A 25,342-nucleotide genomic window follows, 5' to 3' on the forward strand; every position below is an offset into this window, starting at 1 on the left:
CGCTTAGGCATTGCTGGCCTGATATTGTCGTTGAACCCATTTTTGGTATTCACCACTTTGAACATTTTCCACCCACTCTTGGTTATTCAAATACCATTCAACTGTTTTACGTAAACCAGTTTCAAAACTCTCTTGTGGAACCCAACCTAGATCTTTCTGAATTTTGCTTGCGTCAATCGCATAACGTAAATCATGACCAGGACGATCTGTTACATAGGTAATCAAATCTTCATATTGGTCTACGCCACTTGGCTTGTTCGGGGCTAACTCTTCCAGCAATGTACAGATTGCCTTGACAACATCTATATTTTTTTGTTCGTTGTGCCCACCAATGTTATAGGTCTCACCTACAGCAGCCTCAGTCACAACTTTATATAACGCACGAGCATGATCTTCGACAAATAACCAATCACGGATTTGACTACCATTACCGTAAACAGGTAAAGCCTTACCATTTAATGCATTTAAAATAATTAAAGGGATAAGCTTTTCTGGGAAATGATAGGGGCCATAATTGTTTGAACAATTCGTTAAAACAACAGGCAACCCATATGTACGCTGCCAAGCACGTACCAAGTGATCTGAACTTGCTTTGCTTGCAGAATAAGGAGAACTCGGGGCATACGGTGTCGTTTCCGTAAACAGATCCGTTGTTCCTTCTAAATCACCATAGACCTCATCCGTCGAGATATGATGAAAGCGAAAATTCTTTTTTTGTGCTTCGTCTAATGCTAACCAATATTTACGTGCAACCTCCAGCAAGGTGTATGTTCCGATAATATTAGTCTGAATAAAAGCACTTGGTCCATCAATAGAACGATCAACATGAGATTCGGCCGCGAGATGCATAATAGCATCTGGCTGGAACTGTTCAAAAACATGTTCTAATTTTTCAGCATCACAAATATCAACTTGTTGAAACTGATAACGGGGATCCTGATCAATTTCTTTTAATGACTCCAAGTTACCCGCATAGGTAAGCTTATCTACATTGAGAATTTCATCATTCGTATTTTTTATAATATGGCGCACAACAGCAGAACCGATGAATCCAGCTCCGCCAGTTAATAATATTCGCATACTTCCTACCACTTCTCTTAAAATTCGACCACAGCTTACGCTTTAAACATTAAGTTATTTAGACATTAAAGTTACAGAATATAAGTTAAGTTTTTGTAGCCAGATCCTATTTTGAAGCATCATATAACAAATTTTGTCACTTTGTTAGAGTATCCTTCTTATCGTTTTCTTATATTTATTTTAAGTTTTGAAACTTTTCACAACAATCCTGTATTGTTTGTTGTCATTACAATTTACCAAACAATTCGAAGATTTTAGATCAAAAAAAGAGTGTTATGATTTTTCCTGCTTTTCAGCTAAAATTGCAGAGTTTTGTGTTCCCTAATGGTCGGCAATAAGAGTTAGGGTTTAACAGATAAAATATAATTAAGGGTTTCATGTGAAGTACAAACAGCTTTTCTCGATTCTTGCAGTCAGTCTTAGCACAGCAAGTTGTGCAATAACTTCTGGTCTCCAAACATATGATTTACCAGCTGAAGGAAGCTACCAGACTGATCAAGGTGCCAATATCGCCGTTGTACAACTTACCCAAGAGAACTTGCTCAATCTGACGCCAGAAAGCTACCTTGCCCAAAAAGATCTTAGTTCCCTCTTTAATACACCACATTATCAATATCGCTTAAGTGCAGGCGATGTACTTTCTATCCAGTTATGGGCCTATCCAGAAATCACACCCCCAGTAAACAATATTAACAATACTGAATCAGCTCAAGCAAGCGGATATCCTATTGATATTAATGGAAATGTACAACTTCCACTAGTAGGACAGGTACATATTGCAGGTAAAACACTCCCTGAAGCAAATCGATTTTTACATACCCAATTCGCAAAGTATTTAAAAGCACCAGACATTGTGGTTCGTGTTCTATCTTACGAGGGCAATCGCTATTTTGTGAATGGTCAGGTGATGCGTAGTGGGCAATATACCTTAAAAGACCAACCTATTAGCTTATATACCGCATTAAGTATGGCTGGAGGTATCAACACGCAATCTGGCGATAGTACATCTATTCAGCTTATTCGTAATGGTGTTAGCTACGACTTAAATCTTATTGCACTAGAAAAAAATGGCTATTCTTTACATAAACTCCTGATCCAACCTAACGATACTATTTTTGTAAATACCAAGCAAAATCAGAAACTTTATGTCATGGGGGAGTCCAGCCGTAGTCAAGCGATTAGTCTACGCGATCAAGGCATGACCTTAAGTGATGTCCTTGGAGAAAGTGAGGGCATTAATCCATATTCAGCAAGTGCAGCACGTATTTATGTAATGCGTACAAATCTCAATACCCACAAGTCTACGGTTTATCATTTAAACCTTAGTAATTTCGGTAATCTGGCATTAGCCAACCAGTTTCAAATGCAGAAAAATGATATTGTCTATATTGATGCTACTGGCCTCACTCGCTGGCAACGTATCATGAATCAGGTTATTCCATTCTCTAGTGCTTTATATACCTTTGATCGACTAGGTAAGAATTAGAATGCAATTACAAAATATCTTAGTCGTCTGTGTGGGTAATATTTGTCGAAGCCCAATGGCAGAGTATTACTTACAAGCTCAGCATCCAACTTTACATATCTCATCGGCAGGTATTGCTGCACTTGTCGGAAATCCAGCTGATGCCAAAGCAATTCATTGCATGGACCAAGTGAATATCGATATGCGGGCACATGTTGCTCGTCAGCTGAATGCTGAACTAATCAAGCAAAATGATCTTATTCTCGTCATGAGTAGTAATCAGCAAAAGCACATTGAACAAACTTGGCCATTTGCAAAAGGGAAGGTTTTCCGGTTAGGTCATTGGCAAGAAAAAAATGTGCCTGACCCCTATCAGCATGACCAAGCTTTTTTTGATCAGACTTGTCGTAATATTCAAAGCTATACGCAAGATTGGCGTACCCGATTATAATTCTGTATTAGTTGTAAACTTATGAACCAAAATTCTAAAATTAGTGAAGATACGATTGATGTAAAAGAATTATTCTTTTCTTTAATCGCTCAATGGAAAATTATTGCACTCTGCGTAATTTTAAGTTTGATTTGCGCACTTCTTTATCTACGCATTACATCGGATATCTATTCTGTAGATGCAATGGTGCAAGTTGAGGAAAGTAAAGGCGCAGCATCGGCAGCACTACTGGGTGACCTATCGAAGGTTGCAGGCGGTTTAGAAAAATCTCCAGCTGACGCAGAGATTGAAATCTTACGCTCTAGAATGGTTCTAGGTCAGGTCATTCATAACCTCAATCTTGATATTATAATTAAGGATAATTCATCAGGATTAATAAGTAAGCTTACATCACAGAACAATAATAAAATTAAATATCAACATGACGCAGTCACTTTCAGTAATCAACAAAATAATCTAACCATAAAAAAACTAATTGTACCTGAATTTTATTTAGATAAACCATTAAAATTAGAATTTAAAGACTCTGATCGTTTCAATTTGATCTATAACGACCAAATTGTATTTAGCGGAAATATAAATAAAAACAATAGATTAGATTCAAATAAGGGATTGTGGACTGTTGAAATTAATGCTCAAGGTGAACTGTCAAAACAAAGTTATACGTTATCTAAACTTGCGCTGCCGACCGCAGTTAAAAATTTTAATGACATATATTCCGTTGCAGAAAAAGGGAAAATGACTGGGGTCATTGGCCTTAGCTATCTGGGTCAGGACCCTAAACAAATTACTCAAACGCTAAATAATGTCCTTAACGTATATCATCAGCAAAATATTGAACGTAAGTCTCTAGAATCTAAACAGACTTTAGTTTTCTTGGAAAAACAGCTCCCAGAGCTTAGAAAGCAGTTGGAAGATTCTGAAATTAAATTTAACCAGTTCCGTGAAAAGTATAAAACCGTTGATGTGAATGCAGAATCAGAGCTTCTACTAAAACAAAACATTGACCTAGAAAAGTTAAAAATCGAATTGCAACAGAAACAAGCAGAACTGTCTGCCAAATATACCAATGACCATCCATTAATTCGTCAGATTGATGCGCAAGTTGCAGAAATTAATAAAAAAATAGCTGATTTAAACAATCGTCTTACCCAGCTTCCTGAAACACAGCGCCTCTATTTACAGCTGTACCGTGATGTCAAGGTAAATACGGAATTGTATACCTCATTACTTAATTCGTACCAGCAATTGAAAATTGCCAATGCTGGTGAGATTGGCAATGTTCGCATTATTGATACCGCTGTAGAGCCAGTTAAACCAGTTAAGCCACAAAAGTTGATCGTTTTAATTTTATCACTATTTATGGGTATCTTTATTGGTGTTTTAATTGCCTTGATTCGCAATCTGTTTCAAACAGGGGTTAAAGATTCGGCGCAAATCGAAAATGAGTTTGACCTACCTGTTTACGCGACTGTACCTCGCTCACCTATTCAGGAAACTCGTATAAGTATCTTGAAAAAGAAAAAATCGATTCCTATTTTGGCAGTTAAACATAGTGATGATATTGCCATTGAAAGCTTGAGAAGTATTCGAACCGCAATCCATTTTGCTTTGAGCAGTGCCAAAAATAATATCATTATGATTTCTGGTCCAGCGCCAGAAGTTGGTAAATCCTTTGTCTCGACCAACCTTGCAACAATATTCGCACAAAGTAATAAACGCGTATTACTGATCGATGCCGATATGCGTCGTGGCTATATGCATAAATACTTTAACCTAGAGGTAACGCCAGGCCTATCAGAACTGTTAAGCCAACAAGTTAGCTTAGAACATGTTCTGCATAAAACGAATGTTGAAAATTTAGATGTGATTAGTCGGGGTAAAAGTCCAACCAATCCATCTGAAATGCTAAGCTCAACCTTCTTTAAAGAGCTTTTAGAAACACTGAGCCCGCTCTATGATCATATCATTATTGATACACCACCCGTTTTAGCAGTTACTGATGGGATTATTATTTCACAATACGCTGGTGTCAATTTAATGATTGCTCGCTACGCAAAATCTCAAATGAAAGAACTAGAACTGAGTGTTAACCGTTTTGAGCAAGCCGGGGTTAAAGTCAATGGCTTTATTCTCAATGACATTCAACGTTCGACTGCCGGAGGTGGATATAACTATGCTTATGCCTACACGGCGCAAAAAGATAATTAATATCTTCTAATTGAATGTGCAAAGCCAGATCTCCGGATCTGGCTTTTTATTTGACACCTGCAAACATAAATCTTATAAAAAACACACGCATTTTTGCGGTTAATTATTCAATGCCCTAGCCTATACATGCTAAGATCAATGCCATATTTTTTATCAAAATCTCACTTTGGGACATCTCATGAGTAAAGCTTTACCTTTCGTTGTCGCGGTCGTTTTAGGCGGTGCAGCGCTCGTTCCTGTATATTATGCGACTAAACATCCGGCAACTGAACTTGGGGCCAAAGCTGATAAAAATGCAGCGCCTGTCGCGAAAATCAGTTATGCATTGGGCTATGAGGTTGCTAAGCAAACACCACCTGAATTAGAAACCAGCGCCTTCATTACCGGTTTCCGTGACGGACATGGACAAAAACCTGCTGCTTATACAGAAGAGGAACTACAAGCCGCTTATGTTGAGTTCCAGAAAGAAATGCAACAAAAACAGCTCAATGACAGTAAAAAAGTTCAAGCAACTAACAATAGCTTCCTAGCAGAAAATGCGAAAAAAGAAGGCGTGAAAACTACGGCTTCTGGTTTGCAATATAAGATCACCAAAGAAGGTACAGGTAAACAACCGACGGCCAGTTCTGTGGTAAAAGTTCACTACAAAGGCCAGCTCACCGATGGTAAAGTCTTTGACAGCTCTTATGACCGTGGTGAGCCAATTGAATTCCCACTGAACCAAGTCATTCCAGGTTGGACTGAAGGCTTACAACTAATGAAAGAAGGCGGTAAGGCCACGCTTTATATTCCTGCAAACTTAGCTTACGGTGAGCAAGGTGTTCCTGGTTCAATCCCACCAAACAGCACATTAATTTTTGATGTAGAATTAATCGCGGTAAAATAAATTGATATAAGGAGAGCTTGTGCTCTCCTTTATTTTTGGAAGAAAGAATGAAAAGACTCGGTTTAATTTTAATTGCCTCAACCATCGGAACGGTTTACGCAGCACCTATTACACAAAAAAGCCCACAAAAAGATCAGCTTGGCTATAGCTATGGTTATCTGATGGGTCGAGGTAATGCTGAAACTTTAAAAGATTTGAATATGGATGCCTTTGTACAAGGCTTACAAGAAGCGATTCAAGGGAAAAATGCCTCCTTAACGGATGAGGAAATGGCCAATGTTCTCAGCCAATATAAAAAGCGCTTGGAAGCAAAGCAACTGGTTGAGTTTCAAGAACAGGCCCAAAAAAATGATCAGGCAGGTAAAGCCTTTTTAGCTGAAAATGCGAAGAAAGCAGATATCGTCACAACCAAATCAGGCCTGCAATATCAAGTTTTACAGCAAGGCAAAGGCAAAACACCAAAGGCTACATCTACAGTGAAAGTAAATTATGAAGGGCGTTTGCTTGATGGTACCGTTTTTGATAGCTCTATTGCACGCAACCATCCGCTTGAGTTTAAGCTTAGCCAAGTGATTTCAGGCTGGACCGAAGGTGTGCAAACCATGAAAGAAGGGGGCAAAAGCCGTTTCTTTATTCCTGCCAATTTAGCATATGGTGATGTTGGCTCTGGTGATGCAATTGGCCCCAACAGCACTTTAATTTTTGATATTGAACTGCTCGAAGTTAAATAATAAAAAAACCCTCCTTCACGGAGGGTTTAATTTTTCAGTCATATCCTTAAGCTTTTAAATGTCGAGGACGGAAACCGGTCACCAACAATCCAATCACATAAGCCATTACGCCGACCACACACAAACCGACCACCTCTGCGATACGTAACCATTGCGAGATATCGCCTTGGTACCACGTTAAACCATACCAAAGTGCAGCGATCATGGTGATATTGGCCACGGCATATTGAAATGCTAATTTCTTCCAGTGCCCACCAAAACGATAAATATTGCGTTTATGTAAATAGAAATACAGCATCCCTGCATTCACCAAAGCAGAACCTGAAGAAGCAAGCGCTAAGGCCATATGCTCTGCATGCCAATCAATCAATTTAAAGAAGCCAATAAAAATCACGTTTAAAATAGCATTGGCTGCGACCGCCATTAAACCGACACGAACGGGTGTTTTGGTATCTTGCTGTGCGTAAAAACCTGGTGCAAATACTTTGATTAACATAAACGAGATCACCCCCGCACTCATACATTGCAAGGCCAATGCTGTCATTCGGGTATCTTCTAAAGTGAACTCACCTCGTTGGAACAAGGCCTGAATAATTGGTGTCGAGAGCATAAACAGCGCAATACTCGATGGAATCCCCACCAACAAAATAATCTTGGCAGCCCAATCAATCATATTTCTAAATTTAGCTTGATCTTGTTCCGCATGACGCGCAGACAGCGAAGGTAAAATCACAGTACCAATTGCCACACCAATCAAACCGAGTGGCAGTTCAGTCATACGTTCCGCACTGTATAACCAGGACACCGAGCCATCCTGCATGAATGAAGCCCAAATGGTGTTCAGTAATAAATTAATCTGCGTGACCGAAACACCAAACAAAGCAGGAAGCATTAATTTTAAAATGCGATCCACGCCTTCATGCTTGAAGTCCACTTTAGGCGGAATCAGTAAATTCTTCTTCCATAATTCAGGAATCTGGATCGCCAACTGTAAAACGCCTGCAACCACAACAGCCCAACCTAAGGCCATAATCGGTTCCGCCATATACGGCGTCAGCCACCACGCCCCTGCAATCATCGCGACATTCAGCAACACTGGTGAAAATGCAGGTGATGCAAATGAGCCATAACTGTTTAGGATACTGCTGGCAAAAGCCGTCAATGACATAAACATTAAGTAGGGAATGGTCAGGCGGAACATATCCACAGCAAGCTCAAACTTCTCTGGATCGTTATGGAAACCTGGCGCATAAATATAAATAATTGCGGGTGCAGCCACCATCGCCACAAAGGTCAGCAATGACATTGCCGTCAGCAAACAACCAAATACCCGACTAATTAAAATCTGGACTTCGGCGTGCGCTCGACTGGTTTTGTATTCCGTTAAAACAGGAATGAAAGCCTGAGAGAAAGCCCCCTCGGCAAATAAGCGCCTGAAAAAATTGGGAATACGAAAGGCAACGACAAAAGTATCGAAGTCCTTACCGGCACCAAATACATTGAGCAGCACCACATCACGTACTAAACCCAACACTCGAGATAACATCGTCATTGCACTGACAATTACAGTCGATCGCCACAATGCCATCGCATTCACCTACGGCTTATCTTTTAAAAAGCGTTATTGTAATGAAAGTCCAAATAAATTTTGTTATCAAATCATAAATCCGATGAGATTTTTTTAGATAACTTTTGTTTAACCAACAAGTTTCGGAATAATTGCCAATCAAAATGTTCACCTGGATCGGTTTTACGATTTGGCGCAATGTCCGAATGGCCTGCAAGATGCTGTTGAATCTTTGGATAAGCCTGTTGCAACGTGCTGACCACTTCAACTAAAGCTTGATATTGTTCAGGCTCGAAAGGTAAATCATCACTGCCTTCTAGCTCAATTCCAATCGAATAATCATTACATTCTTTCTGAGCAAGATAACTAGAACGCCCTGCATGCCAAGAACGATCATTAAAATTTACAAACTGAATCACCTCCCCTGTCCGCAAAATTAGCAGATGAGTAGACACTTTCATTCCTTCAATCGTTTGAAAATAAGGATGCACAGACCAATCCAGTTGATTCTGAAAGAATTGCTGAATATAACCACCACCGAACTGTGAGGGTGGCAAACTGATATTGTGGATGACAATCAGTTGAATCTCGGTATCGGCAGGACGTGCATTAAAATTGGGCGATGCAATCTGTGTTGCGCCGACCAATACACCGTCTTGTACTTGAGCAAATCTAGCGTGTTGCATGAGGACTCGAATCAGCAATTTAATCTTTACAGCAGCCATTCTGCCATGCTTTATCTAGAATAATCGAGATGAAATGCTTATTTTTTACGATGGGAGTGCTAATATAACGCACACGTTTTTTAGTCAAACATACACTGGAACTGGTATGAGTATCGCTCAATCTTTGCTTGAACACTCTATTCAAATCAATATTCAACAAGCATTACAAGAAGATATTGGGGACGGCGATATTACCGCCATGCTTACACCAGTTGATGAACAAGCCACTGCGACTATTATTAGCCGTGAAGAGATGGTGCTGGCAGGCCAGCCTTGGGTCAATGCCTTAATTCAGACTTATGACAGCTCAGTTGAGGTGATTTGGTTAAAACAGGAAGGTGATGTTGTTGCCGCCAATGAAGCCTTTTTAAAACTGGCTGGTTCAGCACGCAGTTTGCTCACGGTAGAACGCCCAGCATTAAATTTCATTCAAACCCTGTCCGCTGTTGCAACGAAAACAGCAAGCTATGTCAAACAGCTTGATGGTTTACATACCAAACTACTGGATACACGTAAAACCTTGCCGGGTCTCCGTATTGCTCAGAAATATGCAGTTGCGATCGGCGGCGGTCAAAATCATCGTTTAGGTTTGTTTGATGCCTTCTTAATTAAAGAAAATCACATCATGGCCGCAGGCGGTATTGCGCAAGCGATTCGCAAAGCGCATGACATTGCGCCGGGCAAGCCAGTCGAAGTAGAAGTCGAAACTTGGGATGAACTGAATCAAGCGCTTGAAGCAGGTGCGGATATTGTCATGCTGGATAATTTCAGCCAGCAGCAAATGATTGATGCAGTCAAGCATGTAGCAGGTCGTTGCAAACTGGAAGCCTCAGGCAATATCACCATCGACAATTTACGTGAAGTTGCGACCACTGGAGTCGATTACATCTCTATGGGGGTATTGACGAAAGACGTACGTGCAGTTGATTTATCAATGCGTTTTAACGCTTAAGCCTGATCTTGTTCTTGCTTTACAGGCTGTTGCTGAGCAACAGTCTCTGTTTGAATCGATTGCGTTGTTGCTACTCGCTCACCCCACGCTGATTTGGCCTCGGTCGAATTAGCTGGTCGTGGATCCGCAGCCATTAAAACAAATGTAACTGCCGTAAGTAAAACCAGAAAAATTTGTAGCATCATTATCCCTTTATGATCTTCGTTTCAATTTTTGCCTAATCTATCAAAGTAAAATGAGCCAAATCTGAGGACTGTGTAACAGCATGCAACCGCACCGTGATCTCTTGTTGAAGATAATAGGGTTTTGTCGGCATTGGTTAAATGTATGTAAAGCCACATCAAGAAACAGGTCTATTCATTCAGCACGAAGCAGCCCAAACCTTCTTGGGCTGCTCTTGGTTCAACTGGATTGAACTGCTTTTATGAATCCGTAAATCCCATATATGGATCAGAAATAGAGTCCTCATTGGTCTCCATACGACCCGCAAAACGGCGGCTATAACTTGGATCATTTTCAATCGTGACAGTAAAATCATACCAGCCACCAAATTCAGACATATCCCAACTTAGTTCTTTTTCAGTTGCAGCCGTTTCAATTTGCCAGATCTTCTTCGGTAAGTAAGCATTGGCTTTAATGACCAGTTTAGCGGTTTGGGCCGCATCATTACGGACCTTTAACAACAGCTTCGGATCACACGCTTCCATACAGACACGAATTTCTGGCAGCGCCTGAATCTGTACTGCCTGCGTCAGCTTACCCGCAAAACTGCGATGAAACCCATTTGGCCCCAATACCCACAAATCATATTGATTGTCTTTACTCTGCCAAACATCATCCAGTTGCTTGCCTGCCTCCACCATATAGCGGCGTGGTACAGCATCTAGATTCAACTTATCATAGACATGGAAAACTGCAGCATGTGTGCCTGTATTCGAGAACATCAGTTTGACGGTTTTCGCTGTGGCATCGACTTTGGCACTGGTGTGTAAGACATAAGGCAATGCACGCGATGGGCGAATCCCCATCTCTTGTACGGGATAAGTCTGAGTTAAAGGACGGCTGACCTGTGCTAAACGCTCCTGCGCTTTACGAATCGCATCTGCTTCAGCCTGACTCTTTTTACCAGATAAGTCTGGTACAGGCAGTAAATTAGGTGTTTTAAAATTAAATGCCGAGGTTAAATCTCCGCATACAGCACGACGGTATGGGCTAATATTCGGCTCTTGCACCCCAAAACATTGCTCCAGAAAACGAATCACCGAGGAATGATCAAAGACTTGTGAATTCACCCAGCCACCGCGGCTCCACGGTGAAATGATATACATCGGCACACGAATCCCTGGTCCATAGACCCCGACACCATTACTGACTTTAGGATCAGTAAAGTTCGGTTGTCCCGTAGAGGCTTTGGCATGCGTTGCATATTCATAGGACATTTGTTCTTTGCTCAGCGTCGACTTGCCATAGACCGTGCCTGCTGTATCCATTGACGGTGCACTTGGTGAAGGCACATGGTCAAAGAAACCATCATTTTCATCAAAGTTGATTAAGAAAACCGTTTGGCTCCAAAGTTCTGGGCGTGCAGTGAGGGCATTCAGGACTTCTTGGATATACCATGCCCCTTGTACAGGGCTCGATGGACCAGGATGTTCACTATAGGTCGCAGGTGCCACCAACCAGCTCACTTGTGGTAATTGGTCCTTGGCAATGTCTTCTTTAAATGTTCCGAGAAAACCGCCATCGGGCATGGTATTGGCAATGCCTTTATACAGCGGTTGGCTGGCATCAATCGCTGGGTCATAGGCTGGGCAAATGGTGCTGTTATTCACGGGCTTGCCAGATAACTCATTGGCACGACGATATTGTTTAAACCCTGCCAATGGATTATCCGTAAAGTTGTCGGGCATGTTCTGATAAACTTTCCAGCTCACGCCAGCTTGCTGCAAACGCTCGGGATAAGTAGTCCAGTCATAGCCTGTAGTCGATGGACCAATCTCATCGAGATCATTGACTACACTGGCCACATTGGCTCCTGTTGGACCATTAGTTCCTGTCCAGATAAACATACGGTTGGAATTGGTACCTGTATGCATGGCACAGTGATAAGCATCACATAGGGTAAAAGCATTAGCCAAGGCAAACTGGAATTCAACTTCCTGCTGTTTGTAATAACCCATCGATTGGGGTTGCTTGTATTGTACCCAGTTACCCATGCGCCCATGATCCCAGGCATATTGCCCATCAGTCCATGAATGCGGTGTACCGCTCACCCGTTGCGCGTTGCCACGGCTACTGTCCAAATGATAGGGATAAACTTTATTCTGCTTGGCGTCGTATTGTTCCCACACTTTTCGACCTTGGCTCAGCGGAATAGTGAAACGATCACCGAAACCACGTACTCCCTTCAACGTACCAAAATAATTATCAAAAGAGCGGTTTTCCTGAGTCAAGATCACCACGTGTTTGACATCTTTAATGGTGCCAGTTTCTACCTTGGCATCAATCGCAAGCGCTTTTTGAATACTCATTGGGAAACTGGTCAGCGCGGCTGTACCAAATAAGGCTTTGGTTGAATTTAATAAAAAGTCACGACGATTCATTTATAAATTTCCTTATTTTTATTGTTAGGGTGCACAGTGAATTTTGCAGCTGGGCTGTGGCGGCTGCGGATTTGACGTTGAATTATTATTGTCGTCACTATCGTTACAGGCACTCAGTAACAAGCAGCTCCCAGCAAGTAACGCTAAAAAGAAATTTCGCATTTGACTATCCGTTAAATATCAGTGCAGATAGTCAATACAATCTAAATGACAGTTCGATGATGATTTGATCGCAATTCGATGACAAAAAAACAGATAAAAAAAAGGCGGTCTAAAAAACCAGACCGCCCGCACTATCAACTGGAATTTACCAACCGAGTGCCTGCTGTTGCTTTTGAATCAATTGCGCGATTCCTTTTTCTGCAAGCTCTAACATGGCATTGCACTGCTGGCGCGTAAACGGTTTGTCTTCTGCCGTTCCTTGAATTTCAATAAATTCACCCGCCTGTGTCATCACCACGTTTAAATCAGTTTGGCAATTTGAATCTTCTTCGTAGCATAAATCGAGTAGTACTTCGTCTTGATACATCCCGACTGAAATTGCTGCGACTAAGCTTTTTAATGGATCTTGTTTAATTTTCTTATTGCTGAGCAATACATTCATGGCATCAACCAAAGCCACGGCTGCACCGGTAATCGCTGCAGTACGCGTACCACCATCGGCTTGGATCACATCACAGTCGATGGTAATCGTGTTCTCACCCAATTTCTTCAAATCCACCATGGCACGCAAGCTACGACCAATCAGGCGTTGAATTTCCTGAGTACGACCCGTTTGCTTTCCACGCGCCGCTTCACGATCGCTACGGGTATGAGTAGAACGCGGCAACATGCCATATTCCGCAGTGACCCAACCTTGACCCTGACCTTTGAGGAAACGAGGTACTGAGTTGTCAATGCTCGCGGTACACAATACTTTGGTATGACCAAACTCAACCAAAACCGAGCCTTCTGCGTAACGAGTATAGTTACGGGTAATCTTGACCTCACGTAATTGGTCTAATGTTCTTTGGTCAATACGCATAACAATTCCTTAAAACTATGGCTCAAATATCATTGCGCCATAGTATAGCTCAATTACACGTGCTTTCAGTTTTACTTATTCGTTACAATTCACCGAATTAAGCAAACTTGAACTTGGCTTTGAGTTGGCTCCAGCCTTGTCCCAACTGTGCTGACAGATCATTTGGCAATGAACATTTGGCTAAGCGTACCCACACCGTCCAGAACTGTTTCATGAAGTTCGCTTCGTTGTAGTTCACTCCATATTCAGCACATAAAGCCCTGATTTTTGGTGCGACTTGTTCATAACGATTGGCTGGCATATCTGGGAACAAATGATGCTCGATCTGATGACTCAAGTTACCACTCATAAAGTGCATCCATTTGCCACCCGTGAAGTTACTTGAACCCCGAATCTGGCGAAGGTACCACTGCGCCTTGGTTTCGTTCTCAGTGTTATCCGCTTCAAAGGTTTCAGCATCTTCAGTAAAGTGACCATTAAAAATCACCGCAGATGACCACACGTTGCGCATGATATTCGCCACTGCATTGCCTGCTAATACCGGAATAAAGTTAATGGTGGCAATCGCTGGGAAGAACACATAGTCTTTCAACACTTGGCGTCTGGCTTTTTTTCGGAACTCGGCCGCATCCGCCCAGACCTGTTTCCAGCTTTTGGTTTTATACACCAGTGCATCTTCTAAATGCAGATTTTGTACACCAACATACCATTGGAAAAAGAACATTAACTGCAAGGCCAATGGGATATTGGCCAAATGACGCACTTCCCACTTTTGATCTTCAGTCACGCGTAAAATGCCATAGCCCACGTCGTGATCCTTACCAACAATATTGGTATAGGTATGGTGCATGTAATTATGCGTGTAACGCCAGTCATTACCCGAACAGGTATTGTCCCAATCGTAGTCTTCGCCACGCAAGCTTGGGTCATTCAGCCAGTCAAACTGACCATGCATCACATTATGGCCCAGTTCCATATTCTCGACGATTTTAGAAACACCGAGCATCGCGGTTCCCAACAACCATACCGGTGGAATCCAGCCACCGAACATCAACATGCCACGTGACGCAATTTCGGTATAACGAACAAAATTACGGACTTTATAGATATATTTTGAATCCTGTTCGCCGAGATTCTGCATCACCTCTAAGCGAATTTGCTCAACACGGCGACCAAATGCCTCAACCTGTTCAGGGGTTAAATGCGCTGACTTTGATACGGTCTTAAATTCTAATGCCATATTCATGGTGTTCATCCTCAAATATCTTTGTTTTTATAGATCAATGGTGACTGGGCTTAAGGCCTGGCTGACACATAACTTGATCGGACGATTTGGTTGGTCATCAATTTCACCCGTGATGACGTTCTGAGTAACGCCACTGACTTTGGTACAGCTACAGCGGTTACATACGCCCATGCGGCAACCATGTTGTGGACGTAAACCGGCTTGCTCTGCACTACTCAGCAGATTGGTCGTGGCAATAAAATTTTGCTGTGCGCGACGGAAACTAATCGGTTGAGCCTCACTGGAATGCTCGATTTGTACAGGTTGGAAAAATTCTTGATGGAAGTTTTCCGCGGCACCCTGCTGTGCATAAATGTCTTGTGCTTGGCGCATCATACTGTGATGACCACACGCATACGCTTTTAGATCTTTAAAATTCGGAACTAACTTTTCTAACAATGCAGTATCTAAATGTTGTTTTTGTTCAGCAGTATTAAAGAAGTGATAGTGCAACTGCGGATATTGTTCAGCTAAAGCTAAAATCTCTTGATGAAACACTTCAGCGCGATTGAAGTACAACACATGAATTTCTTCGAGTTGCTGTTGTAATGCTTGTTGCAATAAAGAATAGATCGCGGTAATGCCTGAACCCGATGCAATCAGTAATGCAGGTTGCTGACCTTGATGTAAGACGAAATTCCCTTGCGGCTGAGAAATCTCAAAGCTGTCCCCAACACGTAATTGTTGTGCTGCTTTAGACACCACCCCTTGGACTTTGATGCCCAAACGGATTTCACCTTGAGACGTCACATCAATAATTGAATAACTACGTTGCTGATACACCCCATGAATCATCAGCGTAATCAACACGCTTTGCCCCGCTTGGACTTGGCGAACATCAAAATTATGATTGGGCTTTAAGGTCAATAACACCATATCTGCACTGAGTGGCTGTACCGCAGTGACTTCTGCAAGCGTACGTTTCCAAGCAAAGGTTGGTTTGATTTTTTGTAAAATAAAATCAACAAAATCTTCTCGAATCCAATGGGGTTGATAACTTAACTCTGCGTTCATACGTTCCTCGTTTTGTATCTGGCTATTTATATTGAGTGAACAAATGTTCATATAGTGAACATATGTACACTATATTTATTTGTGTTCACTGAGTCAACACTTGTTCACTAGTTTTTTGGATAATTTTTATACTTTTTGATAAGCCATTTAAAATAAGGAAAAAATAAAGAAATTGACGCATGCATCAAGCTCAAAGCCCAACCTGTGCTGATCAGTGAAAGATCAAAAACATTGGCATTTTGCAATGGACAAAGACTAAAAAGTTTCTGTTTTTTTTGCTAGACTCTGCTGTACGGTTTCAATGAGTCTTATTCATGTCGATTAGAGATGAACGAAAACAACAGAGTCGGCAGGCTCTACTGGATGCAGCACTTCACCTCAGCACTGCTGGGCGCTCATTTAGTAGCATTAGTTTGCGCGAAGTTGCTCGCGAAGTGGGCTTGGTGCCTACGGCGTTTTATCGTCATTTCCAAGATATGGACGCACTTGGGCAAGAGTTGGTTGACCAAGTCTCTTTACATTTAAAAAGTTTGATTCATCAATTGGGACAAAGCTACTTACAGCATAGTGGTTCTGCCAAAACCCGAACCAGTATTGAATTGTTTGTACAAGCCGTTAATCATAGCCCGCAACAATGGCAGTTTATGATTGCAGAACGCTGGGGTGGTTCAGAGACGGTACGTATTGCCATTGCCCGTGAAATTGAGTTTTTAATTGAAGATCTGGCTATTGATCTGTGCAAACTGGAAACCTTTAAACATATTAAAGAGGCCAAAGACTTGCAGGTACTGTCGACCATTTTGATTAATATGTCGTTTACATGGGCCATGACCTGGATCAATCTACCCAAACAATTCACGATTGATCATTTACTTGAGCAACAGAACCTGTTTATTGACAATGCCGCGACTCAAGTCCGCTTATTATTCAGTGGGATCTCAAATTGGGAACCCCAAAACGCCTGACCCGATCCAAACCAAAGTTTGATATATAAAAACATTGCTTAGCGTTATGATGGCTTAGACACCAATGCAAACGCAGTGTAGAACATTATGAGGAGCTTATAAGCATCATGAATCCTGATCGTCATACTCAGTTCTTAATTCGTAAAGAAAAAATTTTGCAGGTTGCGGAAAAGCTGTTATTAGAAAACAACCAAGAAATGACCCTAGATGAACTGGTGGCTGAGCTGGATATTGCCAAGGGAACCTTATACAAACATTTCCGCAGCAAGAATGAATTGCTGCTGGAGCTCATTATTCAAAATGAAAAAGAAATTTTAAAGATTTCAGATAAATATAACACTGATGTCAAAGAGTATGCACCACGCTATATGCTTTATCATTTAACCTCACCGAGCCGTACCATTCTGCTACATCAGTTAGAAGAACACCTCACCATGACCGAGTCGAAGTTAAAGCATCTGTTTGATGAACTTTACGCCATTCGTCAGCAACGCATTGTGTCATTAAAAGACATGACCGAAAAATATTTAAAATCACAAAATTACGATATGTCGATTCGTGACTACCTGTCTTATATCTGGTCACTGACCTATGGTGCAGCCTTATTACTGAACTCAAGCTATTACCAGCGTTCAATCGGCTCACGTGAGAAGTTAATCAACCTCTATGTCAATCAGGCCCTGTCCCTACCGACACAAAAAGTTCAGATTGATTTAAAAGACTTACAGATCGATCAAAACTAAATCAAAAAAGGACTGCAATCGCAGTCCTTTTTTGTTGGAGACAGCTCTAGATTATTTCGCTTGACGCTCTTTTTCCAATAAATAATCAACCACCTGGGTTACTTTTCCATCTTCACCCTGCACTACATATTTACCATTCACGACCACGGCTGGCACGCCCGTCAACTGGTATTGCTGCGCCAGTTTATTTGATTCGGCAATTTTTGCCGTGATTGGGAAGGAATTAAACATGCTGTTAAATTTCTGCTCAGGTACGCCATAACGTGCAAAGAATTTTGCTTGCGATGCTTGGTCAAAAATCTGCTGACCGCCGTCATGAATCGCATGGAATAACGGAATATGGGTTTTCTTGCGCACACCCAGTGCTTCAGACACATAGTAACCGCGTGCCCCTTGTTCCCAGACCTTATTCATTGCCGCAGGTGTACGGAGGAAATAAACATCTTTTGGAATTTGCTTTAACCATGTTTGCATATGTGGCTCAAGCTTGAAGCAGTGCGGACAGCCATACCAGAAGAACTCGCGCACTTCGAGTTGTCCAGCAGGTGCTGAGGTTTTGCCTGGATTGGCAATCACGGTATAGTCTTTACCAGCCACAAAATCTGCTGCCATCGCATTCATTGAGAATGCCAACGCAACTGCACTTAAACCACCTAATACTAACTTTTTCATTGGCTTTGCTTTTCCTCTAAGCATTTTTCGTAAGTTTATATGCTAAATATAAAACAAACACGAGCAATTCGTTTTGCTTGTGTGAAGTTTTTTATGGGATTTATCGCTTTTTTTGCCAGAATCGCTACACTAAGCTAAATTCAGACTCAAAACATTCTCTGAAACTAGATACTCGACAACGTCATCTGCAACCTGCGGGCTATCTACAATATATTGTTTTTGCAATAGATTGGATAAATGCAAGAAGTGAACAGGTTTTGCAGATGACAATGGTTTTGCCTACTTTTCCCGAAAGAAAAGTAGGTCGAACCGAAGGTCTATCCTGAAGCTGGATGAGAACTCAGCAAGACACTGCAGAGTTTAGTATTCTAGGATTCGATCAACAACACATCTCCATAAAATATTGATAGAGGTACTTCCATGTCGCAATTGAATGTTGACCCGCAAGAAATCGCAAAATTTGAAGCATTGGCTGCCAAATGGTGGGATCAACATTCTGAATTCCGCCCACTTCATCAAATCAATCCCTTACGTCTCAATTGGGTCGATGAACGTGTTGGTGGCTTGGCGGGCAAGAAAGTGCTCGATGTCGGCTGCGGTGGCGGTATTTTGGCTGAAAGCATGGCGCGTCGTGGTGCCGATGTCCTCGGTATCGATATGGGTGAAGCCCCTCTTGCTGTCGGTCGTTTGCATGCGCAACAAGACAATGTGCAAAACATTGAATATCGTCAAATCCCGGTTGAGCAACTGGCGCAAGAGCAAGCAGGTCAATACGATGTGGTGACCTGTATGGAAATGATGGAACACGTGCCTGATCCGGCCTCAATCGTGAAAGCCTGCCAAACGCTGGTTAAGCCAGGCGGTCATGTGTTCTTCTCGACCATTAACCGTAACCCTAAATCGTATTTATTTGCGATTATTGGGGCGGAATATGTGCTGCGTTTATTGCCTAAAGGCACGCATGACTATCATAAATTCATCCGCCCTTCAGAAATGGCGCATGATATTCGCAATGCCGGGCTTAGCCTGAAAGAAATGACGGGCTTACATTATAACCCGATTACCAAACACTACTGGTTAGCACCGAATGTGGATGTGAATTACATGGTGCATACCACCAATGCAGGTGCCAAATGAAAGCGGTTTTATTTGACCTCGATGGCACCCTGATCGACACCGCTGCGGACTTTATTCGTATCATCCAGCAAATGTGTCGGGATGAACAACGTCCCATGGTCGATGCCGATACCATCCGCACTCAGGTGTCGGAAGGTGCACGTGCCATGGTAAAACTGGTCTATCCTGAATTAGAGGTCACAGATCCGGTATTTTTAGCACATCGGCAACGCTTTTTAGATGTGTATGGTGACAATATTGTGGTCGATACCGACCTGTTTTCAGGGATGTATCCTTTGCTTGAGGAACTTGAAGCACATCAGATTCCGTGGGGCATTGTGACCAATAAACCGCGTGGTTTAAGTGAATCGTTATTGGCCAAACTGGATCTGACTGAACGCTGTGCGGTCTTGGTCTGCCCAGAAGATGTCAGCAAAACCAAACCCGATCCTGAACCCATGTATTTGGCTGCCAAACAGCTCGAAATCGATGCTCAAGACATTATCTATGTCGGTGATCATCCACGAGATATTGATGCAGGTCGCCATGCCGATATGTATACCATCTTGGCAGCCTACGGTTATTTACCGGTAGAATCACGTGATGATCTTGCTGCTTGGCAGGCGGATGCCATCATTCATAGCACTGCTGAACTGCACCAACTGCTTAAACAGAAAATCACGGTGTTGTCAGAAAATCAGGGTATGATGGGCTCAATTTAAATTTTTGTAGATAAGAACAGGAGGCATAACAATGAACTATTCAGAATATCAACCTCGTCCAGATTTACTGAAAGATCGTATTATTCTCATTACAGGTGCGGGTGATGGGATTGGCCGGGCTGCAGCGATGAGCTATGCCTTGCACGGCGCAACGGTGGTCTTGCATGGCCGTACGTTAAATAAACTTGAAGTGATCTATGATGAAATTGAAGGCTTAGGTGCACCGCAGCCTGCGATTTTACCCTTACAGCTTTCAACTGCATCAACCCACGATTATGAGCTGTTGGTGAGTACCCTAGAGCAACAATTCGGTCGTCTGGATGGTATCTTGCATAATGCGGGCATGCTGGGTGATCGGGTTGAGCTGGCCCATTACCCTGTTGATGTTTGGGATGATGTCCTGGCTGTGAATTTACGTGCCCCTTTTGCCCTGACTCAGGCTTTGTTGCCTTTACTGGAAAAATCTGAGCACGCTTCTGTGGTTTTTACCAGTTCAAGTGTTGGTCGTGAGGCACGCGCTTTATGGGGTGCTTATTCGGTCTCTAAAGTAGCCACTGAAGCCATGTGTAAAATTTTTGCTGCAGAAAATACTTATCCGAATATTCGTTTTAACTGCATCAATCCAGGAGGAACCCGTACCGCAATGCGGGCCAAAGCCTATCCACAAGAAGATCCAAAAGTTCTTCCAACGCCAGATAGCATTATGCCTGCCTATCTATACCTCATGGGTGATGATAGTTTAGAGATGAATGGGCAAAGTATTGATGCCCAAGCTTAAATTCCATCATTAGAATAATTCTAAATAACATTGGACACGGTGCCTAAAACTGCTTTTTTAAGAGAAATATGTGGAGAATCTTCATTGTTTTAATGGAATAATGAATCGATCTTCACAGTTTCTCTGCATTTTTAACGTACAGTAGTTCACATGAGAGACATCCGAAGTCAATAAGGTGCATCATGAAAAAATTTTTCATTATCTTGGTATTAGGTTCGACAACCCTGTTCAGTAGTCTGGGGACTTTCGCAGGTCCACATGATCGCGACGATGATTCTCGTGGCGGCTGGCAAGGTGGTGGTCGTAACTTTGATCGCCCAGATGGTGAAAATCGTCAACGTGAGCGTCGTATGCGTGAAGAACGTGGTGTTGAGCGCTTAAAACAACATCGTTGGCAAGAAGGCTATGTGATGCCGCAACATTACCGTGGTAACGGCTATAAAGTCGACTATAAAGACAACAATCTACCTCGGCCAGGTCGCAACGAACAATGGTATAAAATCAATAACGACTATATTTTAGTCAACTCAGATGACAACAGTATTATTCGGATCATGGGTTTTTAGAGCGTTTTCAACACCGTCACGAAAGAAAGTTGAATGCTCGCTTTACGAAGAGATTTATCTTTTCGTTTTTTTCGTTAGAATCAAAGCAATTGATGTACATCTGAGAACCCCATGGCGAACCAAATGATTGAAACTTCACATAGTACAACCCAAGATTATGTGCATTGGTTTCGCCACTCCGCTCCTTACATCAATGCACATCGTGATAAAACCTTTGTGTTGATGTTTGCCGGTGAAGCGGTTCAGCACGAAAATTTTCAACATATTATCCATGATATTGCCCTGCTGCACTCTTTGGGCATCCGCCTGATCTTGGTCTATGGCGCACGTCCACAAATCAATCAAAATCTGCGTGATTGTCATATCGAAGCTCCATTTCACCACAATCGTCGTGTCACCACACGTGAATCCCTGCGTGCCGTCATGAATGCAGTCGGTTCGATCCGCCTAGAGATTGAAGCATTGTTATCGATGGGTTTGGCCAACTCTCCCATGTACGGCGCTCGCATTGATGTGGTCTCTGGTAATTTTGTCACGGCAAAACCGTACGGGATTCGGGATGGCATTGATTTCCAGCTCACTGGAGAAGTCCGTTCAATTGATACCGATGCCATTCAGCGCCATTTAGATAATCATAATATTGTCTTGTTGGGACCAACAGGTTATTCAACTACGGGAGAAGTCTTTAACTTACTGGCAGAAGAAGTTGCCACCAAAACAGCCATCTCCTTAAAAGCAGACAAGTTGATTTTTCTTGGTGAAAAACAAGGGCTTATGAACTCTCAACAACAATTGTTGCGTGAATTAAGTCCACGCCAGCTGGAGCCCTATATTCAGCAGAATCAGCAACAATATCCCGAGTTCGCTTTACATCTCAAACAAGCGCAACAAGCTTCTTTATCTGGTGTGCATCGCGTGCATTTAATCTCTTACACCTATGACGGTGCCTTGATTGAAGAGCTGTTTACCCGTGATGGTATTGGGACATTAATTACCGATGCACACTATGAAGAAGTGCGTATCGCCAATATTCACGATGTGGGTGGCTTGATTCATCTCCTTCGACCACTGGAACAAGAAGGCATTCTGGTTTATCGCTCACGCGAACGCCTTGAAAGTGAAATTGAACAGTTTGCTGTCATTGAACGAGATGGCATGATCTTGGCCTGTGCAGCGCTTTATCCAATCCCAGCAGATAGCAGTGAAATCCGTTCTGCTGAAATCGCCTGTGTTGCAGTCGATTCAAGTTATCGAAAATCCAATCGCGGCAGCCAAATTCTGCAATTTTTGGAAAGCAAGGCCAAACAACAAGGAATTCAACAGCTGTTTGTCCTCACCACGCGAACCGCACACTGGTTTTTAGAACAAGGCTTTATCCCTGCCAGTGTGGATGATTTACCGAATGCACGTCAGGCCCTATATAACTATCAACGTAATTCGCTAGTATTTAAAAAGAGACTGGGCTAAATATCCAGCATGATGAAGAGATATGTTTATTTTTGATAAAGATCTCTCTTCATCATCATTATCTCTGCTTAAGTCTGTATAAAGAAAAAATTTATTAAACAGAAAAATCATAAAATATAAATAAAAAACAAATATTTAATATTGTTTACTTTTTAACACTTATTCCATTTATTGATAAGATTATGCAATCTTCTATTTTGCACTTTTCATCATAAGCAAAGCCTGATTACTTATTTTTTATGCAATAAAAAAAGCTTTAGCTTAATTGCTCATCTTATTTAAATCTTTTTGATTTGTCGGGGAGCACAACCAACATGACTATTTCCATCCAGCGTTCATGGACAACATCAGCCCTCATTGCGGCAAGCCTTGCCAGTGTGATTGGTGTTACAGGTTGTGCAAAAAAACCAGAGCAGCAAGCAACAACAAAACAAGAAACCACAACATTAAATATCGGCTTTCAAAAGTATGGCATCTTGCCGATTCTCAAAGCAAAAGGTGAATTAGAAAAAAACCTTGCTGCTCAAGGTGTAACCGTGAAATGGGTGGAGTTCCCAGCGGGACCACAACTGTTGGAAGGACTCAATGTCGGGAGTGTAGTGTTTGGTGAAACAGGGGAAGCCCCGCCAATCTTTGCTCAAGCAGCCAACCGCAACTTGGTCTATATTGCCAACCAGCCTGCAGCAGCAACTGCTGAGGCTTTGATTGTTCCAAAGGATTCTCCAATTCAATCAATCCAGGATCTGAAAGGTAAACGGGTTGCGTTGAATAAAGGGTCAAATGTTCACTATCTGTTACTTAAATTACTCGAAGCCAATAATCTGACCTTAAAGGATGTTCAGCCTGTTTATCTGCCACCCGCAGATGCACGTGCTGCTTTTGAAAAAGGTGCAGTGGATGCTTGGGTAATTTGGGATCCATTCCTTGCCGCAGCGGAGCAGCAAATTCATGCACGTCAGATTGCCAACGGTGAGCACTTGGTCAGTAACCATCAATTCTATCTGTCTGATCGTCAATTTGCGGAAAGTCATCCTGCAGTTCTTAACACCTTGGTCACGACGCTCAACCAAACTACAGATTGGGTCAAAACCCATCCTGATGCAGCTGCACAATTGTTAGAAAAACCCACTGCACTTGAGCTTGATATTTTAAAAACATCCATTTCCCGCATGGGTTTTGGCGTTCTACCCATTTCTGAAAAAGTTGCAAAAGAACAGCAGTATGTTGCTGATGCCTTCTACGCTCAACAACTCATTCCAAAACAGCTCGTCATTCAAGATGCCTTATTGACCCCCAAAAAATAATTGACCTTTCATCAGTAGATACGAGTTCAAGGAGATTGCAATGCAACAACAAGCCCACCGATTCAAATGCCTCATCGCCTTGACGAGCCTGAGTATGCTGCTTTCTACTCCGGTTTGGGCGGTTGATCCAACGGTCAAGCAACTGCGCATTGGTTTTCAAAAAAGCTCGATTAACTTTGCAATCGCCAAACAACAAAAACTATTGGAACAAGAATTCCCAAATGCCAAGGTCAGCTGGAATGAATTCCCCGCAGGTCCACAGATTTTAGAAGCGCTCGCAGTCGGTTCAATCGATGTCGGTGTGACTGGAGATGCACCTCCAGTTTATGCGCAGGCGGCAGGAAAACCGCTTTATTATATCGCTTATGAAACGGCAAAACCTTTGGCTTCCGCTATTTTAATTCCAAAGAACTCAAACTTGAAGCAACTGAGTGAGCTTAAAGGTAAACGTATCGCTCTACAAAAAGGTTCCAGCGCACATTTCTTATTGGTACAAGCCGTACGTAAGGCAGGATTGAAGTGGAGTGATATTCAGCCGATCTGGTTAACCCCGGCCGATGCACGTGCCGCTTTTCAAAAAGGGGCTGTCGATGCTTGGGCCATTTGGGATCCTTATTATGCATCGACCCAGTTAGAAGATCAGGCCAAAGTCTTGGCAACAGGACAAAATCTCAGTCCAAATTATACGTTTTATCTGGCTGCACCAAATTTTGTGCAGCAATCACCTCAAGCCGTTGCAGCTCTCTTAAAACAAATTAACCAAGCAGATCGTTGGGTACAACAACATCAAAGCGAAACAGCCGAACTGATCGGGAAAGCTACTGGCCTGAAACCGACGGTTAGCAATTTATTTGTGCAGCGCCGCCCACGGTCTTCTGCTGCCGCACCACTCAATGCCAAAGTGATTGCGGAGCAACAGCAGCTCGCCGACATTTTTACCCAGCAAGGCATTATCCCGAATAGCATCAGCATCAAACAAGCTGTTTGGCAAGCCAAATAATTTCAACATATAGGT

Annotated in this window: 24 protein-coding genes; 15 read left to right on the top strand and 9 right to left on the bottom strand. The window is 42.3% G+C overall.

Annotation, left to right across the window (positions count from 1 at the left end; genetic code table 11):
- Positions 1-3: 3 nt before the first annotated feature.
- Positions 4-1,080, bottom strand: coding sequence for a dTDP-glucose 4,6-dehydratase (gene rfbB / locus F895_RS11270; protein ID WP_005240601.1), 1,077 nt, complete (start codon positions 1,078-1,080; stop codon positions 4-6).
- A gap of 379 nt (positions 1,081-1,459) precedes the next feature.
- Between rfbB and F895_RS11265 the strand changes: the two genes are divergently transcribed.
- From F895_RS11265 to F895_RS11245, 5 genes are all read left to right on the top strand, one after another.
- Complete coding sequence (locus tag F895_RS11265; RefSeq protein ID WP_005240603.1) at positions 1,460-2,566, top strand: polysaccharide biosynthesis/export family protein; 1,107 nt, start codon at positions 1,460-1,462, stop codon at positions 2,564-2,566.
- Position 2,567: 1 nt separating this feature from the next.
- Positions 2,568-2,996 (top strand): low molecular weight protein-tyrosine-phosphatase, encoded by a 429-nt coding sequence (locus tag F895_RS11260; RefSeq protein ID WP_005240605.1) that lies wholly within the window; start codon positions 2,568-2,570, stop codon positions 2,994-2,996.
- Between the two features lie 21 nt (positions 2,997-3,017).
- Complete coding sequence (locus F895_RS11255; protein ID WP_005240607.1) at positions 3,018-5,207, top strand: polysaccharide biosynthesis tyrosine autokinase; 2,190 nt, start codon at positions 3,018-3,020, stop codon at positions 5,205-5,207.
- 178 nt (positions 5,208-5,385) lie between these two features.
- Positions 5,386-6,093: a BamJ family beta-barrel-assembly machinery protein gene (locus F895_RS11250; RefSeq protein WP_005240609.1), complete on the top strand. Its 708-nt coding sequence runs from the start codon at positions 5,386-5,388 to the stop codon at positions 6,091-6,093.
- Positions 6,094-6,140: 47 nt separating this feature from the next.
- Entirely contained in the window at positions 6,141-6,824 is a 684-nt protein-coding gene (locus tag F895_RS11245) for a BamJ family beta-barrel-assembly machinery protein (protein ID WP_005240611.1), read from the top strand.
- 46 nt (positions 6,825-6,870) lie between these two features.
- On the opposite strand, the gene murJ is transcribed toward F895_RS11245, so the two are convergent.
- Both murJ and ampD read right to left on the bottom strand, forming a co-directional pair.
- Positions 6,871-8,421, bottom strand: coding sequence for a murein biosynthesis integral membrane protein MurJ (gene murJ / locus F895_RS11240; protein WP_171057849.1), 1,551 nt, complete (start codon positions 8,419-8,421; stop codon positions 6,871-6,873).
- A 62-nt stretch (positions 8,422-8,483) separates the two neighbouring features.
- Complete coding sequence (ampD, locus tag F895_RS11235; RefSeq protein WP_005240614.1) at positions 8,484-9,077, bottom strand: 1,6-anhydro-N-acetylmuramyl-L-alanine amidase AmpD; 594 nt, start codon at positions 9,075-9,077, stop codon at positions 8,484-8,486.
- 145 nt (positions 9,078-9,222) lie between these two features.
- On the opposite strand from ampD, the gene nadC reads away from it, so the two are divergent.
- The gene (gene nadC / locus F895_RS11230) at positions 9,223-10,068 is read left to right on the top strand and encodes a carboxylating nicotinate-nucleotide diphosphorylase (protein WP_005240616.1); all 846 of its coding nucleotides are present in this window, start codon (positions 9,223-9,225) and stop codon (positions 10,066-10,068) included.
- Here nadC and F895_RS11225 read toward each other — a convergent pair.
- The 5 genes from F895_RS11225 to F895_RS11205 form a co-directional block, all read right to left on the bottom strand.
- Positions 10,065-10,250 (bottom strand): ABZJ_00068 family colistin stress protein, encoded by a 186-nt coding sequence (locus F895_RS11225; RefSeq protein ID WP_005240618.1) that lies wholly within the window; start codon positions 10,248-10,250, stop codon positions 10,065-10,067. The two genes, nadC and F895_RS11225, sit on opposite strands and share 4 nt — an antisense overlap.
- Positions 10,251-10,490: 240 nt before the next feature.
- Positions 10,491-12,671, bottom strand: a complete 2,181-nt coding sequence (locus F895_RS11220) for a phosphocholine-specific phospholipase C (RefSeq protein WP_005240619.1) — start codon at positions 12,669-12,671, stop codon at positions 10,491-10,493.
- Positions 12,672-12,978: 307 nt separating this feature from the next.
- Entirely contained in the window at positions 12,979-13,695 is a 717-nt protein-coding gene (gene rph / locus F895_RS11215; RefSeq protein ID WP_005240621.1) for a ribonuclease PH, read from the bottom strand.
- A 97-nt stretch (positions 13,696-13,792) separates the two neighbouring features.
- Positions 13,793-14,935, bottom strand: a complete 1,143-nt coding sequence (locus F895_RS11210) for a fatty acid desaturase family protein (RefSeq protein ID WP_171057850.1) — start codon at positions 14,933-14,935, stop codon at positions 13,793-13,795.
- Positions 14,936-14,968: 33 nt separating this feature from the next.
- Positions 14,969-15,994, bottom strand: a complete 1,026-nt coding sequence (locus tag F895_RS11205; protein WP_005240625.1) for a flavin reductase family protein — start codon at positions 15,992-15,994, stop codon at positions 14,969-14,971.
- Positions 15,995-16,308: 314 nt separating this feature from the next.
- Here F895_RS11205 and F895_RS11200 point away from each other — a divergent pair, with 314 nt between their 5' ends.
- Both F895_RS11200 and F895_RS11195 read left to right on the top strand, forming a co-directional pair.
- Positions 16,309-16,959, top strand: a complete 651-nt coding sequence (locus F895_RS11200; protein ID WP_005240627.1) for a TetR family transcriptional regulator — start codon at positions 16,309-16,311, stop codon at positions 16,957-16,959.
- Between the two features lie 107 nt (positions 16,960-17,066).
- A complete protein-coding gene (locus tag F895_RS11195) occupies positions 17,067-17,702 on the top strand; it encodes a TetR/AcrR family transcriptional regulator (RefSeq protein ID WP_004801761.1) in 636 nt (211 codons plus the stop codon).
- 51 nt (positions 17,703-17,753) lie between these two features.
- Here the strand turns inward: F895_RS11195 and F895_RS11190 are convergent, their stop codons facing one another.
- Entirely contained in the window at positions 17,754-18,374 is a 621-nt protein-coding gene (locus F895_RS11190; RefSeq protein WP_005240629.1) for a thiol:disulfide interchange protein DsbA/DsbL, read from the bottom strand.
- A gap of 420 nt (positions 18,375-18,794) precedes the next feature.
- On the opposite strand from F895_RS11190, the gene ubiG reads away from it, so the two are divergent.
- The 7 genes from ubiG (at position 18,795) to F895_RS11155 (ending at position 25,327) form a co-directional block, all read left to right on the top strand.
- Complete coding sequence (gene ubiG, locus F895_RS11185; protein WP_005240631.1) at positions 18,795-19,511, top strand: bifunctional 2-polyprenyl-6-hydroxyphenol methylase/3-demethylubiquinol 3-O-methyltransferase UbiG; 717 nt, start codon at positions 18,795-18,797, stop codon at positions 19,509-19,511.
- Positions 19,508-20,212, top strand: coding sequence for an HAD family hydrolase (locus F895_RS11180; RefSeq protein WP_005240633.1), 705 nt, complete (start codon positions 19,508-19,510; stop codon positions 20,210-20,212). The genes ubiG and F895_RS11180 overlap by 4 nt, the downstream gene beginning before the upstream one ends.
- Positions 20,213-20,243: 31 nt before the next feature.
- Complete coding sequence (locus tag F895_RS11175) at positions 20,244-20,990, top strand: YciK family oxidoreductase (protein WP_005240635.1); 747 nt, start codon at positions 20,244-20,246, stop codon at positions 20,988-20,990.
- 182 nt (positions 20,991-21,172) lie between these two features.
- Entirely contained in the window at positions 21,173-21,556 is a 384-nt protein-coding gene (locus F895_RS11170; RefSeq protein WP_005240638.1) for an RcnB family protein, read from the top strand.
- Positions 21,557-21,667: 111 nt separating this feature from the next.
- Positions 21,668-23,023 carry an amino-acid N-acetyltransferase gene (gene argA / locus F895_RS11165; RefSeq protein WP_005240639.1) on the top strand — a complete coding sequence of 452 codons (1,356 nt, stop codon included), beginning with the start codon at positions 21,668-21,670 and terminating at the stop codon, positions 23,021-23,023.
- A 314-nt stretch (positions 23,024-23,337) separates the two neighbouring features.
- On the top strand, positions 23,338-24,327 hold the full coding sequence (locus F895_RS11160; RefSeq protein WP_005240642.1) for a sulfonate ABC transporter substrate-binding protein: 990 nt from the start codon (positions 23,338-23,340) through the stop codon (positions 24,325-24,327).
- A 94-nt stretch (positions 24,328-24,421) separates the two neighbouring features.
- Entirely contained in the window at positions 24,422-25,327 is a 906-nt protein-coding gene (locus tag F895_RS11155) for a sulfonate ABC transporter substrate-binding protein (protein WP_416202038.1), read from the top strand.
- The last annotated feature ends 15 nt before the right edge of the window (positions 25,328-25,342 follow it).

The sequence above is a fragment of the Acinetobacter sp. CIP 64.2 genome, assembly GCF_000369645.1.
Lineage (GTDB): Bacteria > Pseudomonadota > Gammaproteobacteria > Pseudomonadales > Moraxellaceae > Acinetobacter.

Excerpts from the sequence above, each read along its gene's own strand:
- F895_RS11260 (WP_005240605.1), top strand. The coding sequence starts at position 2,568 with ATGCAATTACAAAATATCTTAGTCGTCTGTGTGGGTAATATTTGTCGA.
- F895_RS11220 (WP_005240619.1), bottom strand. The coding sequence starts at position 12,671 with ATGAATCGTCGTGACTTTTTATTAAATTCAACCAAAGCCTTATTTGGT.
- F895_RS11205 (WP_005240625.1), bottom strand. The coding sequence starts at position 15,994 with ATGAACGCAGAGTTAAGTTATCAACCCCATTGGATTCGAGAAGATTTT.
- nadC (WP_005240616.1), top strand. The coding sequence starts at position 9,223 with ATGAGTATCGCTCAATCTTTGCTTGAACACTCTATTCAAATCAATATT.
- F895_RS11170 (WP_005240638.1), top strand. The coding sequence starts at position 21,173 with ATGAAAAAATTTTTCATTATCTTGGTATTAGGTTCGACAACCCTGTTC.
- F895_RS11245 (WP_005240611.1), top strand. The coding sequence starts at position 6,141 with ATGAAAAGACTCGGTTTAATTTTAATTGCCTCAACCATCGGAACGGTT.
- F895_RS11180 (WP_005240633.1), top strand. The coding sequence starts at position 19,508 with ATGAAAGCGGTTTTATTTGACCTCGATGGCACCCTGATCGACACCGCT.
- F895_RS11160 (WP_005240642.1), top strand. The coding sequence starts at position 23,338 with ATGACTATTTCCATCCAGCGTTCATGGACAACATCAGCCCTCATTGCG.
- F895_RS11195 (WP_004801761.1), top strand. The coding sequence starts at position 17,067 with ATGAATCCTGATCGTCATACTCAGTTCTTAATTCGTAAAGAAAAAATT.
- F895_RS11190 (WP_005240629.1), bottom strand. The coding sequence starts at position 18,374 with ATGAAAAAGTTAGTATTAGGTGGTTTAAGTGCAGTTGCGTTGGCATTC.
- F895_RS11200 (WP_005240627.1), top strand. The coding sequence starts at position 16,309 with ATGTCGATTAGAGATGAACGAAAACAACAGAGTCGGCAGGCTCTACTG.
- F895_RS11155 (WP_416202038.1), top strand. The coding sequence starts at position 24,422 with ATGCTGCTTTCTACTCCGGTTTGGGCGGTTGATCCAACGGTCAAGCAA.
- F895_RS11255 (WP_005240607.1), top strand. The coding sequence starts at position 3,018 with ATGAACCAAAATTCTAAAATTAGTGAAGATACGATTGATGTAAAAGAA.
- argA (WP_005240639.1), top strand. The coding sequence starts at position 21,668 with ATGGCGAACCAAATGATTGAAACTTCACATAGTACAACCCAAGATTAT.
- F895_RS11210 (WP_171057850.1), bottom strand. The coding sequence starts at position 14,935 with ATGGCATTAGAATTTAAGACCGTATCAAAGTCAGCGCATTTAACCCCT.
- F895_RS11250 (WP_005240609.1), top strand. The coding sequence starts at position 5,386 with ATGAGTAAAGCTTTACCTTTCGTTGTCGCGGTCGTTTTAGGCGGTGCA.
- F895_RS11225 (WP_005240618.1), bottom strand. The coding sequence starts at position 10,250 with ATGCTACAAATTTTTCTGGTTTTACTTACGGCAGTTACATTTGTTTTA.
- ampD (WP_005240614.1), bottom strand. The coding sequence starts at position 9,077 with ATGCAACACGCTAGATTTGCTCAAGTACAAGACGGTGTATTGGTCGGC.
- ubiG (WP_005240631.1), top strand. The coding sequence starts at position 18,795 with ATGTCGCAATTGAATGTTGACCCGCAAGAAATCGCAAAATTTGAAGCA.
- rfbB (WP_005240601.1), bottom strand. The coding sequence starts at position 1,080 with ATGCGAATATTATTAACTGGCGGAGCTGGATTCATCGGTTCTGCTGTT.
- rph (WP_005240621.1), bottom strand. The coding sequence starts at position 13,695 with ATGCGTATTGACCAAAGAACATTAGACCAATTACGTGAGGTCAAGATT.
- F895_RS11175 (WP_005240635.1), top strand. The coding sequence starts at position 20,244 with ATGAACTATTCAGAATATCAACCTCGTCCAGATTTACTGAAAGATCGT.